Source organism: Stenotrophomonas sp. 78350_Sma, from assembly GCF_056482105.1.
In genome coordinates, this window is the sequence record NZ_CM151182.1 from 3397505 (window position 1) to 3413054 (window position 15550).

Below are 15550 nucleotides of genomic sequence, written 5' to 3' on the forward strand. Positions count from 1 at the left end.
GACCGATCAGGCCTTCTTGAGGAAGCAGGTCTTCAGGACCAGGCCCTTGATCTTGTCCGAGTTGCCTTCGATGTGCTCGGCATCATCGTCAACCAGGCGGATGTTGCGGATCACGGTGCCCTGCTTGAGCGGGATCGAAGACCCCTTCACCTTCAGGTCCTTGATCACGGTGACGGTGTCGCCGGCCTGCAGGGTATTGCCGTTGCTGTCACGCACGACCAGGGTCGAACCGGCGCTTTCCTCGGCGGTCCATTCGAAACCGCAATCGGCGCAGATCCACAGCGCGCCATCGGCATAGGTGTTTTCCAGGGTGCACTGCGGGCAGGCGGGAACAGACGACATCGGCAAGTACCTCCAAGTGAATCAACAGCCGCCATTGTAACCGGCTGGCTTCCCTGCCCCTTTTCCGGACAGGCTCCGGGCTGGCCACTGGACCCGAACCAGAACAGCACGCCCCTGGAACTTGCAGTCGGCGGCGAACTGCAGCAGAGTGCGCGGCCCCTGACCGCCCCCGGAACTCCCCATGCGCCTCGGCATCGACTTCGGTACCAGCAACTCCGCCGCCGCCATCGTGCATGAGGGGAAACTGCTGCCGATCCGCTTCGGCAATGCCGAGCAGTTCCGCACCAGCGTTTATTTCCCAGGCGTGGTGCCCGATCCGGACGACTTCCAGCTCGATGACGGCCAGGAGCACCAGCTGCAGCAGATGATCGACAGCGCCGCGCGCGCGGCCCGTGCCGCCGGCCAGGAACGCACGCCACAGGCACTGCGCCGGGAAGCCCTGCGCGCACTGCGCCGGGAATGGATGGAGGCCCGCGCCGGCAAGGAACGCAGCGCCAGCGACCTGCTGCAGAACGCGGTCTACGGCGACGAAGCGCTGGAAGCCTATTTCGAGGAACACGAAGGCAACCTGGTGCAGAGCCCGAAGTCGATGCTGGGCTACAACCTGCACCCGCGCGCCAAGCAGACCATCACCGGCATCGCCGCGCACATCCTCGAGCACATCCGCCTGACCGCCAGCGCCCAGCTCGGCCAACCACTGCGCTCGGCCCTGCTCGGGCGCCCGGTGCAGTTCCGCAGCTCGATCGGCGCGGCCGGCAATGACCAGGCGCTGGACATCCTGCGCGAGGCTGCCACCCAGGCCGGCTTCGACCAGATCGATTTCCTCGAAGAACCCGCGGCGGCGGCCATGCACTACCACGCCGAAAGCCGCGAGCGGCACCAGGCGGTGATCGTCGACATCGGCGGCGGTACCACCGATATCGCGCATGCCGAAGTCGGCGGAAACGACGCCCCGCGCATCCACCGCGCCTGGGGTATCGCCCGCGGCGGTACCGACATCGACCTGGCCCTGAGCCTGTCCAGCTACATGCCGCTGTTCGGCCGCGGCATCACCCGCGTGCCCGCCCACCACTACGTGGAAGCGGCCACCGTGCAGGACATGACCCGCCAGCGCGACTTCCGCCAGCACAAGTACGACCATGTCGACGACCCGTGGGGCGCGCGCCTGCAGGCCCTGCAGGACGCCGGCAATACCGCCCGCCTGTACCGCGACGTCGAGCGCGCCAAGATCGCCCTCAGCGCCGCCAGCGAGCATCGGAGCACGCTGGACTACATCGCCCGCGACCTGCATGCCGACAGCAGCGCCGATGGCCTGGCCGGCGCCGCCCATGGCTACCTGGAGCAGATCCGCGAGCTGCTGGCCCAGGTCCGCAGCGACATCGGCGGCGACCCGGATGCGGTGTTCCTGACCGGCGGCATGTCCCGTGCCGGCTACCTGCGCCAAGCCGTGGCCGAGGCCTTCCCGGGCGCCCGCATGGTCCACGGCGAACCCTCGCTGGGCGTGGTCCAGGGCCTTGCGCTGGCGGCAGCCAGCCAGGATTAACAAAACGTTACGCGGTCTAAGTTACTCTTGGTCGGCTAGAACCCCGCTGCACCTTCCACCGGCCACGCCGGTGTGTGTTCACAGTGCAGCCTGGCCCGCCCTGCGGGCCTAGCGGCCATGCCTTCCTGGCTCGTTCATGGTCCGCGCAGCACCTGAGCCGCCATCGAGACCCGCTTTGGGCACCCGCCAGGCCCCTGTGGCCTTACAACCTGACGCAACACCTGCACCCGTCGACTGCCGCCGTTGTGACGCGGTCTGTTGCCGGCTGCCCGTGCTGCTGCAGCCCGGCGACCACGTGCCTGGCCAGTTCCTGTCACGCGACACCCACGGCCGTGCCGTGATGGCGCGCAACGAGGAAGGCTGGTGCGCGGCGATCGATCCCTATCACCTGCGCTGCACGATCTATTCGCAGCGCCCGGCGATCTGCCGCCAGTTTTCGATGGGCGGCGATGACTGCCGCCGCGAGCGGCAGGACTACCTGCGCCAGGCCGACGCCTGGGCGCTTTCCTCCCCTTCCACCTGACAGGAGCAACCATGCCCCGCAAGGCAAAGACCCCCGCGAAGGCCAGCAACAGCATCCGCAGCGAACGCAAGGGCGCGGCCGCCAGCACCGTGGTCAGCAGCGATTCGATCGCTTCGGACCTGGCAGCGTTCCGCAAGGCCGGTGGCAAGATCGAAGTCCTCGGCACCACCTGGGCGCTGAAGAAAGCCAGCTGACCCAGTACTGACCGCGGCGGCGCTGCCGCCGCGGCCTGCCGGACCGTGCTCAGCGGTCCAGCCGCACCCGCACACTGCCCGAATGCGACTGGATGCGGATGTCTCCATCACCGCCGCCCAGACGCGTATCGAGATGGCTGCCCGGCCCATAGCGCGGCCGCTCCACCTGACCGGCATCGCTGTTGATCGAGCCGCTGAAGCTGTTCACCGACAGCTGTGCCGACACCGTGCGCGGCAGGCTCAGCGTGACCGAGGCACTGACCGATTCGACATTGACGCGGCCGCCGGGCGCCAATCCGGCTGCTGCCAGGTCGATGCTGCCCGAGACGGTCTCCACCGCCAGCCGCTGCACGCGCCCGACGTCGACCTCGACCCGTCCGGATACCGTCTGCGCACCGATATCACCGGACACGCCGCCGCCGGCCTCGATCCGGCCACTGACGGTGTTCACATCCAGTTTTGGCGTCTGCAGGCGTGCGCTGACGCTGCCACTGACCGTGTTGAGCTTGCTGTCACCACTGCGGCCAGATGCGCTCAGGCTGCCGCTGACCGTGTCGGCCTGCAGCCGTCGCACGTCGATGCCGCTGATGTCCTGGCTGGCGCTGACCGTGCTCAGCAGCAGCTCCACCGAGCGCGGCACGTTCAGCACCAGCGTGGCCCCACCGTTGTTGTTGCGGCGCGGGTATTCGATCTCCCAGCGCACGCGGTTGGCGCTTTTCTCCTGCCGCAGCTGCAGGCCGTCGCTGAGCGTGCCGGTGAGCTGCACGTCATTGCGGTCCCAACCACGCACGGTCACCTTGCCGGCGACGTTGCTCAGCTCGATGCGACCGCCCGCGGCCAGGGTATGCCGCTCGTCGATGCGGGTGTCGGCCAGCGCCACGGCAGGGGCCAGCAGCAGCGCGACACAGCAGGAAATCAGGGTTCGGGTCATGGCGGTCTCCTCAGGTCGTCAAGCCGGACTCGGCGGCATAGGCCGCCTGCCGGGTCAGTTCCAGCCGCAGCGTGTAGGTACGCTTGAGCTGGCCAAGCAGGTGCGGCGCACGCGGGTCCTGCGCCAGGGCGGCACGGATCTGCGCCGCGCTTTCATCCAGTTCATGCAGGGCCGGCTGCCATTCCGGCGCCCGGCCATCGGGCAGCGCGGCCACGGCCTGCTGGTACTGCTCGGTCATCGCCGCGGCCTGCAGCTGCAGGGCGGACGGCACCGGCGTGTCCAGCTGCGCATGCCGCCACGGCGCCACCGCATACACTGCCAGGCTGGCTGCCAGCGCAGCCCCCACCGGCAGCCACCAGCGGCGTCGCGAACGCGCAGGCAGGGCCACCACGTTGTCCGCTGGCGCAGGTGCTGCCTGCGGTTCACGCGGTGGCAGCCGGGCGGACAGACGCGCCCAGCCATCGGCGGGTACATCGCGCTCGTTTGGCAGCGCGCGCAGCCGGGCCAGCAGGTCGTGATCGGAATCGTGTTCGTGCGTACTCATGTCATGTCTCCCAGCCGTGCGCGCAACAGGCCGCGCGCACGATGCAACTGTGCCTTGGAACTGCCGACAGCCATCTGCAGTTGTTCGGCGATTTCCTGGTGTTTCCAGCCCTCGATGTCGTGCAGTACCAGTACCGCACGCGCCCGTGGTGGCAGTGTCGACAGTGCGCGCTCAAGATCGCGCTCGGTGCCGGCACAACGGTCATGCACCGCCAGTTCCTGCAGGCCGCCGTCGATATCATCGAGGCTGTCGTGGTCCTGCCCGGCAGCCCGGCCGCGCAACTCCATCAGCGCGGCGTTGACGCCCAGCCGATGCAGCCAGGTGGACAGGCTGCTCTCGAAACGGAACCCTGGCAGTGCTTTCCAGGCCTGCAGGAAGGCCTCCTGCAGCGCATCCTCGGCACGTGCCTGCTGGCCGCCACACAACCGCCACAGGACAGCGAATACACGCGGCGCGTGACGCCGGTACAGCAGTTCGTAGGCAGCGGTGTCGCCCGCAGCCGCCGCCCGCACCAGAGCGGGTTCGTCGACGGCGTCGTTGGCGGCAGGCAGCGCGGGCATGGTGGTGTCGAGCATATCGCTTGGATGCGGCGACCCGGAAAAAGGTTTAGAGCCGATCGACGACCGATGCCATGCAACCTTTTCGACGGCTGCTGCATCCATGGAAGGTCCTTCGCGAAATTGCCGTCCAGGAGTTGTGCCATGTCCAGCCCATCCTGCGCCGCCCTGCTGGTGATCACTGCCTGCGTACTGCTGCAGGCATTGGGCCTGTCCTTGCAGCTGCGTCCAGAAAACGGCCGCGCCTGCCTGCAGCAGCACCGCCAGGAGCTGGTCTGTCTGGCCTGGACTCCGGCGGTCGAATCCACTGCACGCGCCGGGTAACATCGAAGGCCGTTATTGCCACCTGTCGTCGCCCCCATGATGTTGTCGCTGAAGGATCACCTGCCGGCCTGGACCCACCCTTGGCTCCACGACGCGGGCATCGCCGTGAAGATCCTGCTCACCCTGCTGGCCGCGTGGCTGCTGCGGATGCTGGCACGGCGCTTGATCCGCCGCTTCGCCGAGCACTACACGCTGCCGCCGGAGATGGCGATGGGTGCGCGCCGGATCAGCAGCTTCGTGGTCTATTTCAGCGCAGTGCTGTACATCCTCAGCCTGCTCGGCGCATCGCCGTCGGTACTGTGGACCGCGTTCACCGGCTTCGCGGCCGTGGGCGCAGTGGCCTTCTTCGCGGCCTGGAGCGTGCTCTCCAACATCTTCTGCACGCTGCTGATCTTCACCACGCGCCCGTTCCGCCTGCATGACTACATCGAGGTGCTGGAGAACGGCGAGAAACCGGGCCTGAAGGGCCGGGTGATCGACGTGAACCTGATCTACACAACGCTGCAGGAGTCCGGCGACGGCCACGAGGGCACGGTGCTGCAGCTGCCGAACAACCTGTTCTTCCAGCGCACGGTGCGGCGCTGGCGCGACCCGGCGCAGGCCCCCGGCGGCATCCAGGGCGACGGCTGAGGGGGTTTGCCTTTGCAGGGCTGCGCCCTGCACCTGCCGAGGCCGAGGCCGAAGCAAGATCAAGAGCGGCATTCCGTGGGATGGCGGGGCGGTGTGGGTGGTCAGGACACGCCGTAAACCCGTCCATGGGGGCTCGATGGCGCCATCCATGGCGCCAACGGTCCTGCCCACCCACACCGCCCCACCTCTGACAGATTCCGCGCGCTGTTGGTGGGTGCCGACCGTTGGTCGGCACATCTGTCAGATATCGATAGTCAAAATTGAATCCGACCCCGTGCCGACCAACGGTCGGCATCAGCAGCGCGTTCCAACAGATCGCGGAAATCTGTCAGAGGCGGGGCGGTGTCGGAGTGCGGGGTGTCCGCGGCATGGATGCCGCGGCCAAGCCCCCATGGACGGGTTCAAGGCGTCCCCGCACTCCGACACCGCCCTGCCAACCCACGGAATGCCAGCCTTTGATGTTGACGTTGCTTCTGCAGGTGCAGGGCGCAGCCCTGCAATAAAACACCCCTTACCTCAGCTGGCTGTCCTTGCTGCCACGCCGGTTGTAGCCGGCATGCGCCTGTTCTTCGTCGTCATGCGCCTGCTGGCACGCCACGCACAGTCGAACACCAGGCACAGCCTGGCGACGCGCCAACGGGATCGGCGCGTCGCATTCCTCACAGTGTTCCAGACCCGGGCCCTGCCGCAGCTGGCGCCGCGCGCGGGCAATCGCATCGTCGACGGTGGCGTCGATCTGGTCCTGGACCGCGCCGTCTCCCGCCCAACCGGTGGCCATGGCCATCCTCCGCAGGTGTGTCGCCTGATATGGGGACGATACACCCGCGCACAAAGGAGCAGACCTGTGTTGAGCCGAGCCATGCCCGGCTGATCTTCAGCAAGCTGAGCAGAACATGGAGGGTTTCAATCAAGCCGATTGCGGCTTAATCCCCTCCGTCCCCTTTTTGCTTACCAGACCAGGTCGTCGGGTACCTGGAACTGGGCGTAGTAGGCGTCGTCCTCGGCGTTGCCGGTGGAGATCTCGGCAGTCGAGCCCGGCTGGCCGTGGTCAACGATGATCGCTTCGGGCGCGCGCTCACGCACCTTTTCGGCGGCGGCACGCGGCAACAGGGCGTAACCGTCGCCGTGGGCAACGATGACCAGTACGCCGACCGACAGCGCCTTGCGCAGCTTGGGGTCGATCAGCAGGGTGCGGATCGCCGCGCCATCGCTGAAGCGATACTCGTCGTCGCCCTTGTGGGGCACGGCATGGGCGGTGATGATCTGCCGGGCCTGGGCCTTCTGTTCAGCCAGCTTGGCCTGGGCGTTGCGCTCGGCGGCCAGCGCGCGGTCGCGCTCGACCTTCTCGGCGCGGGCCCGTTCAGCCTCGCGCTGGACCTCGGCCGAGGTCGATTCGGCCTTGCCCTGGCGGGCCTTGGCCTGCGCGCTCGCGGCAGCGCTGGCCTGCGACTTCTTGGCCAGGCCGGCCTTGAGCAATTGTTCCTGCAGCGCGTTGGGCTTTGCCATGGTCGATGCGTACCGCGTGTAATCTTGGATGCCCCATTCTACCGACGCCCCGCCGCCCCTGCATGGCAGTCCTGAAGTACCTCACCGGCTATCCCGAACCCCTGGTCGCCCAGGTCAGTGACCTGCTGGCGCAGGGCAAGCTCGGCCCCTGGCTGCAGCAGCGCTATCCCGACCCGCACGAGGTGCGCAGCGATCGCCAGCTGTACGACTACACCCAGGACCTGAAGGACCGCTACCTGCGCAAGTCGGTGCCGCTCAACAAGGTCTGCTACGACAACACGCTGGAAGTGATCAAGCACGCGCTGGGTACCCATACCGCCATCTCCCGCGTCCACGGCGGCCGCCTCAAGGCCAGCCGTGAGATCCGCATCGCGACCGTGTTCCGCCAGGCGCCGGCAGCGTTCCTGCGCATGATCGTGGTGCATGAGCTGGCCCACCTGAAGGAAGCCGACCACAACAAGGCCTTCTACCAGCTGTGCCAGCACATGGAGCCGGATTACCTGCAGCTGGAGTTCGATACCCGCCTGTACCTGACCGAGCTGGCCAACCGCGGCCAGCGCTGACCGGCCGCAGCAGCTACACTGCGCGCCCCCTGCCTGACCTTTCCGCCATGGAACCGATCCGTCTCGACAAACGCCTGTCCGCCCTGCTCGGCATCCCGCGCGGCGAAGCGCGACGCTACATCGAAGGCGGCTGGGTCACGGTCAACGGCGAGGTGGTGGAACAGCCGCAGCGCCCGGTCGATGACAGCGCCGAGATTGTGGTGGCCGAGCAGGCCAGCGATGAAAAGGCCGAGCGCGTCAGCATGCTGCTGCACAAGCCGGCCGGCGTTGCCGCTGAGACCCTGTGTGCGCTGGTCAGCAGTGACAGCCGCAGCGAACTTGATGCCAGCGACATCCGTCCGCTGCAGCGCCATTTCCACGGCCTGCAGCTGGCCGCCTCGCTTCCGGCCAGCGACAGCGGCCTGGTGGTGGTCAGCCAGGATCCGGCCACGCTGGCCCATCTGCAGCGCAATCTGGGCCGCACCGAACAGGAATACCTGATCGAAGTGGCCGAAGGCGGTCCCGAGCGCGGCCCGTGGTTGATGGCGCGGCTGCAGCAGGAATCGGGCGGCGCCAAGGTCAGCTGGCAGAGCGAGCAGCGCCTGCGCTTCGCGGGCAAGGGCCTGACGGCCAAGGGCCTGCGCGTGGCGGTCACCGCTGCCGGCCTGCAGGTGACGGCCGTGCGTCGGCTGCGTATTGGCCGCGTGGCACTGGGACCGCTGCCTGCGGGGCAGTGGCGTTACCTGGGCAGCGACGAGCGGTTCTGACCGCGAAGCCCCTGTCATCCACGCATGGCGTGACGTTGTCTGAAGAAGCCATCCACGCATGGCGTGGATCTACGGCGATGGGCCTGTTGGCTTTCATCCACGCATCGCGTGGCTCTACCATCGGGGCATGAGCCTGCCCAAGCCCCTGTGGCGACGCCTGCTGCGCGTCGCTGCACTCATCCTCGCCGCGCTGTTGCTGCTGGTCCTGTCCGGGCTGCTGCTGGCCGACCACCTTACGCCGCAGGCGCAGGGCGCCCCTTCGCACGTCCTGCCGCTGCAGCCGGCGCAGACCCGCATCGACCAGCAGATCGTGCCGCTGCAGGACGCACACCCCGGGCAATCGGGCGTGGCATTCCTCAGTGATGGCATGGATGCCTTCGCCGCGCGCGCGATGATCACCGCCCACGCTGGCCGCAGCCTGGACCTGCAGTACTACATCTGGCACGACGACCTGATCGGCCACCTGATGGCCAAGGCGCTGTATGACGCCGCCGAGCGCGGCGTGCGCGTGCGCATCCTGCTCGATGACATGAACGCCAAGGACAAGGACGCGCTGATGATGGCGCTCGATGCGCATCCGAACATCGAGATCCGCCTGTACAACCCGTTCCGCAACCGCAGCGGCGTCGCGCGCACGCTTGAACTGGTGCAACGCGCCTTCAGCGTCAACCACCGCATGCACAACAAGAGCTGGATCGCCGATGGCCGCATCGCGATCGTCGGCGGCCGCAACATCGGCGAGGAATACTTCAGCGCGCGCGACGATGTGAACTTCCAGGACCTGGACCTGGTCGTGGCCGGGCCGGCGGTGCAGCAGGCCAACCAGATCTTCGACGACTACTGGAACAGCAGCGCGGCGATCCCGATTGCCGCGCTGGCCTCATACACCGATGCACAGTTGCGGCAGCTGGTGCGGCAGTCAGACCTGGATGCGATGCATGCCCGGGCACAGCCCTACCTGCAGCGCGTGGCCGAATCGCGCGCCCTGCAGCGGCCCAGCCCGGAACCGCTGCACTGGAGCGCGAACGTGCGCATCGCCTCCGATCCGCCGATGAAGCACCGCGGCGATGATCGCCGTAGCTGGCTGGTCAGTACGCTCAGCGACGAACTGCACAGCACCCGCAGCAATGCGCTGTTGATCTCCCCCTACTTCGTGCCTGGCGATGATGGCGTGCAGGCGCTGTCGGCGCTCGCGGCGCGTGGTGCGCAGGTTGGCGTGGTCACCAACTCGCTGGCCGCCAACGACGTGGCCGCAGTACACGGCGGCTACATGGGCTACCGCGTTCCGCTGCTGAAGGCCGGTGTGCAGCTGTACGAACTGAAGGCACACGGCAGGCCCGATACCAGCCTGTTCGGCAGTAGTGGGGCCAGCCTGCACACCAAGGCGTTCGTGGTCGATGATCGCCGCGGTTTCGTCGGCTCGTTCAACCTCGACCCGCGCTCGGCCTATCTCAATACCGAGATGGGCGTGCTGTTTGACGACCCGGTGCTGGGGGCACAGCTGCGCAACGAGTACCTGCGCCTGGCCAGCCCGGAACACAGCTGGTGGTTGACGCTCGGCCACGACGATGGACTGCGCTGGCTGGAACGGCAGCCACCACCGCACTGGGTGGAAACCGAGCCCGGTGCCAGCCTGGGCAAGCGCTGGACCGCGCGCGTGATCAGCTGGCTGCCGGTGGAATCGCAGCTGTAACGCCCAACCCTCAGTGCACCGGACCAACCTCTTCCTGGCCGGCTTCATCCCGCGTTTCCACGCTGCGCCCATGCAGACGCCGCCAGATCCAGCGCAGCGCATGCGGTGGCGCCGACGGCAGTTGTTCGAGCAGGGCCAGCATGCGGCTCTGGCTGGCATGTCCATGCCGGCACAGCAGGCTGGCCGCCGCCGCCGCGCTGGCCAGACGCAGGCTGTCGGCGAGTGGGCCATCGGCCTCCGGCGCCAGTGCCTGGTGCACGGGCTCGGGCAGCTCCCAAGCTGCAGCCACGCGTTGTGCCAGCGGCAACGACCATTGCTGCAGCAGTTGCAGGGCCAGCGCCGGCTCCACGGTTTCGTCGCGCGCCTGCGCTTCCTGCAGCAACTGGCGCATCACCAGCGCTGATCCCAGCCCCTGCACCAGGCCCAGCCACTGCGCAGCGAAGGCATCGCCGAAGGTGACCGTGCGCGCGTGATCGGCGGCCGCACGCGAAGCCAGCAGAGCGTGTTCCCAGATGATCGTGCTGAACTGCGGAAACATGCCGCACTGCACCTGCATCACCGGCTGCACCAGCACCGCGCTGATGATCTGGCGCACGCCCTCGGTACCGACCAGGGTCACCGCACGCTGCAGGCTTTCCACCGGCCGCTCATGCACCTTGTAGGCCGGGCTGTTGGCGATGCGCAGCAGATTGCCGGTCAGCACCGGGTCCTGGCCGATGATCGCCGCCATCACCCGTGCCGAGGCGGCTTCGTCGTTGACGGTCTGGATCAGCTGCGGCAGCAGTTGCGGGCGTCGCGGCAGGTGCCGGGCGGCCCAGTCACGATCCTGCAGCGCGCGCGCCACCGCTTCGCCCAGTGCCGGGTCCTGGACGGGGGCAGGCTCGCCGGCCAGCCGTGGGTACAGGGCCAGTGCGTGCAGGCCGCGCTGCAGGTGCGCGGCGATCTCACCGGCCTGCAGGGCCTCGCCCTGCAGGCTGGCTGCGGCAGCAGCGACGGCCTGTCGCGATGCGGCCGCCAGACGCAACGGAGCCGCCCCGGTCGAGCGCGCCAGCCAGGCGCGCAGCGATCGCCACCAGGCCGGCGTCATCGCCGCCCGCCCTGTCGTTGTGGTGCCCTTGCCGTCACTGACCGCCCTGCCTCTTCACGCGAATCCGGCCACCCGCCGTCGTCGCAGCATCGGCCGCACTTTCATCTTCTTTAACCGGAAGGTCGCCGATGTCGACGGCAGCGGCCGGGGGAATGGACTAGAATGGCGCCGCGCGACCCGTCCCCCTGCACTGACGACGTCGCTTTTTTTGTTTTGGGACCCTACCGTTCACTGGCCGTTCGCTGCAGTTCGCCGCTGTTCGTGCCATCGGAGACGCCATGCTATTCGAAACCCTCGCCACCACCGGCCACGAACAAGTGGTGTTCTGCCACAACCACGATGCCGGCCTGAAGGCGATCATCGCCATCCACAACACCACCCTGGGCCCGGCCCTGGGCGGTGTGCGCATGCGCCCCTACGCCAGCACCGAGGAGGCGCTGGCCGATGCGCTGCGGCTGAGCCGGACGATGACCTACAAGAATGCACTGGCCGGCCTCAACGTGGGCGGCGGCAAGGCGGTGATCATCGGCGACCCGAAGACGGACAAGACCGAGGTACTGTTCCGCGCCTTCGGCCGCTACGTAGATTCGCTGGGCGGCCGCTACATCACCGCCGAGGACGTTGGCACCGACGTCAACGACATGGAGAACATCTACCTGGAGAGCCAGTTCGTGACCGGCGTGCACCAGGTCCATGGTGGCTCCGGCGATCCGGCGCCTTTCACGGCCTACGGTGCACTGCAGGCACTGATGGCGTCGATGCGCTTCAAGTTCGGCCATGAGGAAGTGGGCAAGACCAGCATCGCGGTGCAGGGCCTGGGCCACATCGGCATGGAACTGGTGAAACTGCTGCGTGACCGCGGCGCCAAGCTGTATGTCACCGACCTGGACAGTGCGCTGGTTGATCGTGCAGTCAGCGATTTCGGCGCCGAAGCGGTCAAGCCGGACGAGATCCACGAGGTGAACGCCGATGTGTTCGCACCGTGTGCACTGGAAGGTGCGATCAACGCCGACACCCTGCCGCGGATCAAGGCCAAGATCATCTGTGGTACCGCCAACAACCAGCTGTCGAGCCTGGAGATCGGCGACGAACTGCATGCGCGCGGCATCCTTTACGCCCCGGACTACGCGGTCAACGCCGGCGGCGTGATGAACGTGTCGCTGGAAATCGACGGCTACAACCGCGAACGCGCGATGCGCCTGATCCGCAGCATCTACCACAACCTCACCCGCATCTTCGAACTGTCGCAGCGCGAGAACATCGCGCCACAGCGTGCGGCCGACCGCATTGCGGAAAGCCGCATCCTGTCGATCGGCAAGCTGAAGATGCCGCTGGGGCGCAGCACTCCGCGCCTGGGCAACCTGCGCGGCGGCTGAGGCTGCAGACGTCGCGCCGGGAGTCTTCCCGGCGCGACCGATTCCTCAGAACCCGGTGCTGTAGCGCACCGCAGCCTGCCGCGCGCCCTCGCCACCGATACGCTGGTCAAAGCCCAGGCTCAGGCGGCCATTGCGGCCCCACCACGACTCCAGCGCCACGCCTATCAGCGCACTGCCACGCGGCGCATTCCAGCCTGCCAGCGGCGCCCATGCATCGACGCCGACGAAACTGGCCTGCCAGTCCGCATCCGCACCATCAAGCCGCTGCTGCCATTCGGCATGCCCACGCAGCATCCAACGCCCCCAGCCGCGCTCGCCGCGGATACCGGCCAGCATCTGGCTGCGCTGCGAGCGATTGGCATCACCCCGCAGGCCGAAGCCAAAGCCGCCGAGTTCATTGAAGGCGTCAGTATCCACACGCGTGGTGCTGGCACCGAGGTAGGGCGTCAACGATGCGCCCGCACGCCCCAGCCGGTACCCGCCCTCCACGCTGGCACTGCTGAAACGACCACCGTACCGCGCAGAAACGCCATAGGCGCCCGCACCGAGCAGCAGCTGACGATCCAGCGCGCGGGTGAACTGGCCGCTGCCGACCTGGGCCAGCGCATAGCCACGCCCCAGATTCCAGCCGGCGTACAGCTGCGCCTGCGCCTGGCGGTCACGCCCGCGATCACCGCCGAAACTGCTGCCACCATTGCTGCGGGTTTCGCCAAAGGCCACACCCATCAACCCATTGCTGCCCAGCGGCAGGTCCTGACCAGCCATCCAACCGCGGCTGTCGGCGGCATTGCCGGCAAAGCTGCCCTGCCCGGCCTCGCCCAACGCGCTCTGCCAGGTACCCCGCAGGCGCGGCGTGGCCTGCACACGATCGAAGCGTTCGGCGATCGCACGCCGCGACATGTCGATGCTGTCGAAGGTGGCGGCCTCGGCGCGGGCATGCGCCTGGCCGGACAGGCTCTGCAGGCTGTCGGCCAGGCCCTGTTGGCCCCCTCCGGCCCACTGCAGCGCACCGGCTGCCGCACCGAAGGGCGATCCCTGCAGGCCGGTGTTGCCGTCGAGCACTGCGAATGCGCCTTCCAGGCGCTGCGCGGCCACCTGCGCAGAAGCGCTCAGGCCGCTGGCCGCGGCGGTGACGTTGACCTGGGTCACGTTCAACCAGGCGTTGTTGCGGTCGTAGCCATACGTGGGGGCCACCAGGGTCAGTCCCTGCAGGCCGGTGGAAGTGGCCTCGGTACTGAAGTTGCCGTTCAGCCCCCCCGCGGCGTGGATGAGGTCCTGGCGGGTTCCGTTCTGCGGCACATAGCCGGAGACGAAGCCATGCACGCGCACACTGCCATTGATCGTTGCGCTGCCGGTGACCTGCAGCGCGTTGGCGCCAAGGGCGATCATCAGCTGCGCGCCGGGCTGCTGGGTATAGTTGCCCTCGATGGTGCCGGTGGTGTTGCCGGTGGTGAGGAACACGCTGCCGCCGTTGACCACATTGCCGATCACCCGCGGCGTGCCACCGTTGAACTGCAGACCGCTGGAATCCGGATCAGGCTGGGCGAGGATCGTCACGTTGGAACGGATCACGCCACCGTTCTGCAGCGTCAGGATGCCGCGCTCGACACGGGTGGCACCGGTGTAACCGTTGTTGCCGGTCAGCACCAGCTTGCCGTCTCCCTGCTTGACCAGGCCACCGCTGCCGGTGATGTCGTTGCTCCACGTCGAACCGGTCGAGGCCACATCCACACTGGCGGTCACATCACCCCAGTCGAAGCGGCCGGGACCATTGATCGCGCGACCGATGTCGAGCAGGCCATAGCCGAACACCGGATCCACACCGGGCGCACCGATGTCCTTGGCGGTACCCAGCAGGGTCTGCCGCACCAGATCGTTGTTGAAGTAGGGGAAGCGCTGCCAGACCAGCGCAGCCGCACCGGAGATCAGCGGCGCGGCGAACGACGTACCGTAGTTCCAGTAGTAGCTGCCACCATTGGCATCCGGGTAGACCGCGCTGCCCGGCGCCGCCAGGCAATAGCGGGCCGCCTGGCCGCAGGCATTCGAATAGCTGGCCAGCGCGCCCGGCGTGAACGGGTCCACCGCCGTGGCCACCAGCCAGCCGCGCTCCAGATCGGCCGCCGGAAGCGTGCCTGCCACGCCCTTCTGGCTGGGCAGCGCGGCCAGGCTGCTCGGCTCGCTGCGGCCGTCATTGCCGGCGGCGAACACCACCAGGCCGCCGTGATTGATCACGAACGGCCGGTATTCGGCGGCCACCTGCGCCGTGGTGGGCAGATCGGTCCAGTACAGGCCACCCCACGAGTTGTTCATCACCTTCACGTTGTAGCTGATCAGGTCCTGGTGGACCTGGGCCACACCCAGTGGCCCACTGAAGGCATTGCCATTGCCACTGCCGTCATCGGTCGGCGGCTTGTCGGAAATGATCCGTGCCGAGACGATCTGCGCACCTGGCGCAATACCGCCCGGCCAGGTTCCCACTGCCGCGCCAGCGGCGAGGCTGGCCACGGCGGTGCCATGCCCGACCACGTCATCAACCCCCAGGTTGTTCCTGGCCGGATCGATGTAATTGAAGTTGGCCAGCACGCGACCATTCAAGGCCACCGCGTTGCGCTGCACGCCCGAATCGACAATGCCGATGCGCACGCCCTGCCCGGTCAGGCCTGCGGCCTGTGCGGCACGCGCGTTGGTGACTGAAAGATGCGCATCAAAGGCCGGCTCCTGCGGCTTGACCGGTGGTGGTGTCGTCGGGGGAGGCGTGGTCGGAGGTGTCGGCGTGGTCGGGGGCGGGTCGACACGCACGTTGCTGCCGCCTCCGCCACCTCCACCACAGGCCGTCAGCGCCATCGCCAGCGCGGTTGCCAGCACAGACCTCACCATCATCGTGCGTTCCATCGATTCCTTCCCGTGAACGTTGGCCTGCCTTCATCCCGGCAGGCGTTCGGCGCCGCACAGCGGCAGCCCTCCCCGACCCTCTATACTTGGGCCGACCCC

17 protein-coding genes are annotated in these 15550 nt (G+C 67.7%); 9 read left to right on the forward strand and 8 right to left on the reverse strand.

Annotated features, from left to right (window positions below; translation table 11 throughout):
• Window positions 1-6: 6 nt before the first annotated feature.
• Window positions 7-342 carry a zinc ribbon domain-containing protein YjdM gene (locus tag ACZK4H_RS15835; protein WP_099552098.1) on the reverse strand — a complete coding sequence of 112 codons (336 nt, stop codon included), beginning with the start codon at window positions 340-342 and terminating at the stop codon, window positions 7-9.
• A 181-nt stretch (window positions 343-523) separates the two neighbouring features.
• On the opposite strand from ACZK4H_RS15835, the gene ACZK4H_RS15840 reads away from it, so the two are divergent.
• From ACZK4H_RS15840 to ACZK4H_RS15850, 3 genes are all read left to right on the forward strand, one after another.
• Window positions 524-1885: an Hsp70 family protein gene (locus ACZK4H_RS15840; protein WP_099552099.1), complete on the forward strand. Its 1362-nt coding sequence runs from the start codon at window positions 524-526 to the stop codon at window positions 1883-1885.
• Window positions 1886-2156: 271 nt separating this feature from the next.
• A complete protein-coding gene (locus tag ACZK4H_RS15845) occupies window positions 2157-2408 on the forward strand; it encodes a YkgJ family cysteine cluster protein (protein ID WP_005410565.1) in 252 nt (83 codons plus the stop codon).
• Between the two features lie 11 nt (window positions 2409-2419).
• Complete coding sequence (locus tag ACZK4H_RS15850; RefSeq protein WP_005410566.1) at window positions 2420-2602, forward strand: hypothetical protein; 183 nt, start codon at window positions 2420-2422, stop codon at window positions 2600-2602.
• Between the two features lie 49 nt (window positions 2603-2651).
• On the opposite strand, the gene ACZK4H_RS15855 is transcribed toward ACZK4H_RS15850, so the two are convergent.
• Genes ACZK4H_RS15855 through ACZK4H_RS15865 form a run of 3 tightly spaced genes read right to left on the reverse strand, consistent with a single transcriptional unit; the run spans window position 2652 to window position 4652 of the window.
• Complete coding sequence (locus ACZK4H_RS15855; RefSeq protein WP_099552101.1) at window positions 2652-3533, reverse strand: DUF4097 family beta strand repeat-containing protein; 882 nt, start codon at window positions 3531-3533, stop codon at window positions 2652-2654.
• A 10-nt stretch (window positions 3534-3543) separates the two neighbouring features.
• Entirely contained in the window at window positions 3544-4077 is a 534-nt protein-coding gene (locus tag ACZK4H_RS15860) for a hypothetical protein (protein ID WP_099552102.1), read from the reverse strand.
• Window positions 4074-4652: an RNA polymerase sigma factor gene (locus tag ACZK4H_RS15865; RefSeq protein WP_099552103.1), complete on the reverse strand. Its 579-nt coding sequence runs from the start codon at window positions 4650-4652 to the stop codon at window positions 4074-4076. The genes ACZK4H_RS15860 and ACZK4H_RS15865 overlap by 4 nt, the downstream gene beginning before the upstream one ends.
• Window positions 4653-4778: 126 nt before the next feature.
• On the opposite strand from ACZK4H_RS15865, the gene ACZK4H_RS15870 reads away from it, so the two are divergent.
• Both ACZK4H_RS15870 and ACZK4H_RS15875 read left to right on the forward strand, forming a co-directional pair.
• Window positions 4779-4958 carry a hypothetical protein gene (locus ACZK4H_RS15870; protein WP_099552104.1) on the forward strand — a complete coding sequence of 60 codons (180 nt, stop codon included), beginning with the start codon at window positions 4779-4781 and terminating at the stop codon, window positions 4956-4958.
• Window positions 4959-4994: 36 nt separating this feature from the next.
• The gene (locus tag ACZK4H_RS15875) at window positions 4995-5588 is read left to right on the forward strand and encodes a mechanosensitive ion channel family protein (RefSeq protein WP_099552105.1); all 594 of its coding nucleotides are present in this window, start codon (window positions 4995-4997) and stop codon (window positions 5586-5588) included.
• Between the two features lie 511 nt (window positions 5589-6099).
• Here ACZK4H_RS15875 and ACZK4H_RS15880 read toward each other — a convergent pair.
• On the reverse strand, window positions 6100-6366 hold the full coding sequence (locus ACZK4H_RS15880) for a DksA/TraR family C4-type zinc finger protein (RefSeq protein WP_005414219.1): 267 nt from the start codon (window positions 6364-6366) through the stop codon (window positions 6100-6102).
• Window positions 6367-6536: 170 nt separating this feature from the next.
• Window positions 6537-7094: a DUF2058 domain-containing protein gene (locus ACZK4H_RS15885; protein ID WP_099552106.1), complete on the reverse strand. Its 558-nt coding sequence runs from the start codon at window positions 7092-7094 to the stop codon at window positions 6537-6539.
• Window positions 7095-7156: 62 nt separating this feature from the next.
• Here ACZK4H_RS15885 and ACZK4H_RS15890 point away from each other — a divergent pair, with 62 nt between their 5' ends.
• The 3 genes from ACZK4H_RS15890 (at window position 7157) to ACZK4H_RS15900 (ending at window position 10096) form a co-directional block, all read left to right on the forward strand.
• Window positions 7157-7657, forward strand: coding sequence for a M48 metallopeptidase family protein (locus ACZK4H_RS15890; RefSeq protein WP_010482861.1), 501 nt, complete (start codon window positions 7157-7159; stop codon window positions 7655-7657).
• A gap of 47 nt (window positions 7658-7704) precedes the next feature.
• Complete coding sequence (locus ACZK4H_RS15895) at window positions 7705-8403, forward strand: RNA pseudouridine synthase (RefSeq protein ID WP_099603914.1); 699 nt, start codon at window positions 7705-7707, stop codon at window positions 8401-8403.
• 103 nt (window positions 8404-8506) lie between these two features.
• Window positions 8507-10096 (forward strand): phospholipase D family protein, encoded by a 1590-nt coding sequence (locus ACZK4H_RS15900; RefSeq protein ID WP_099552124.1) that lies wholly within the window; start codon window positions 8507-8509, stop codon window positions 10094-10096.
• Window positions 10097-10106: 10 nt separating this feature from the next.
• Here ACZK4H_RS15900 and ACZK4H_RS15905 read toward each other — a convergent pair whose 3' ends face one another.
• Entirely contained in the window at window positions 10107-11183 is a 1077-nt protein-coding gene (locus tag ACZK4H_RS15905; protein ID WP_099552108.1) for an HDOD domain-containing protein, read from the reverse strand.
• A 278-nt stretch (window positions 11184-11461) separates the two neighbouring features.
• Here ACZK4H_RS15905 and ACZK4H_RS15910 point away from each other — a divergent pair, with 278 nt between their 5' ends.
• Window positions 11462-12559, forward strand: coding sequence for a Glu/Leu/Phe/Val dehydrogenase dimerization domain-containing protein (locus ACZK4H_RS15910; RefSeq protein WP_099552109.1), 1098 nt, complete (start codon window positions 11462-11464; stop codon window positions 12557-12559).
• A gap of 45 nt (window positions 12560-12604) precedes the next feature.
• Here ACZK4H_RS15910 and ACZK4H_RS15915 read toward each other — a convergent pair whose 3' ends face one another.
• A complete protein-coding gene (locus tag ACZK4H_RS15915; RefSeq protein ID WP_099552110.1) occupies window positions 12605-15451 on the reverse strand; it encodes an autotransporter serine protease in 2847 nt (948 codons plus the stop codon).
• Window positions 15452-15550 lie beyond the last annotated feature (99 nt).

Bases quoted from the DNA above. Each gene is read 5' to 3' on its own strand.
- ACZK4H_RS15835 (WP_099552098.1), bottom strand. From the start codon at position 342: ATGTCGTCTGTTCCCGCCTGCCCGCAGTGCACCCTGGAAAACACCTAT.
- ACZK4H_RS15840 (WP_099552099.1), top strand. From the start codon at position 524: ATGCGCCTCGGCATCGACTTCGGTACCAGCAACTCCGCCGCCGCCATC.
- ACZK4H_RS15850 (WP_005410566.1), top strand. From the start codon at position 2,420: ATGCCCCGCAAGGCAAAGACCCCCGCGAAGGCCAGCAACAGCATCCGC.
- ACZK4H_RS15855 (WP_099552101.1), bottom strand. From the start codon at position 3,533: ATGACCCGAACCCTGATTTCCTGCTGTGTCGCGCTGCTGCTGGCCCCT.
- ACZK4H_RS15860 (WP_099552102.1), bottom strand. From the start codon at position 4,077: ATGAGTACGCACGAACACGATTCCGATCACGACCTGCTGGCCCGGCTG.
- ACZK4H_RS15865 (WP_099552103.1), bottom strand. From the start codon at position 4,652: ATGCTCGACACCACCATGCCCGCGCTGCCTGCCGCCAACGACGCCGTC.
- ACZK4H_RS15870 (WP_099552104.1), top strand. From the start codon at position 4,779: ATGTCCAGCCCATCCTGCGCCGCCCTGCTGGTGATCACTGCCTGCGTA.
- ACZK4H_RS15875 (WP_099552105.1), top strand. From the start codon at position 4,995: ATGATGTTGTCGCTGAAGGATCACCTGCCGGCCTGGACCCACCCTTGG.
- ACZK4H_RS15880 (WP_005414219.1), bottom strand. From the start codon at position 6,366: ATGGCCACCGGTTGGGCGGGAGACGGCGCGGTCCAGGACCAGATCGAC.
- ACZK4H_RS15885 (WP_099552106.1), bottom strand. From the start codon at position 7,094: ATGGCAAAGCCCAACGCGCTGCAGGAACAATTGCTCAAGGCCGGCCTG.
- ACZK4H_RS15890 (WP_010482861.1), top strand. From the start codon at position 7,157: ATGGCAGTCCTGAAGTACCTCACCGGCTATCCCGAACCCCTGGTCGCC.
- ACZK4H_RS15895 (WP_099603914.1), top strand. From the start codon at position 7,705: ATGGAACCGATCCGTCTCGACAAACGCCTGTCCGCCCTGCTCGGCATC.
- ACZK4H_RS15905 (WP_099552108.1), bottom strand. From the start codon at position 11,183: ATGACGCCGGCCTGGTGGCGATCGCTGCGCGCCTGGCTGGCGCGCTCG.
- ACZK4H_RS15910 (WP_099552109.1), top strand. From the start codon at position 11,462: ATGCTATTCGAAACCCTCGCCACCACCGGCCACGAACAAGTGGTGTTC.
- ACZK4H_RS15915 (WP_099552110.1), bottom strand. From the start codon at position 15,451: ATGGAACGCACGATGATGGTGAGGTCTGTGCTGGCAACCGCGCTGGCG.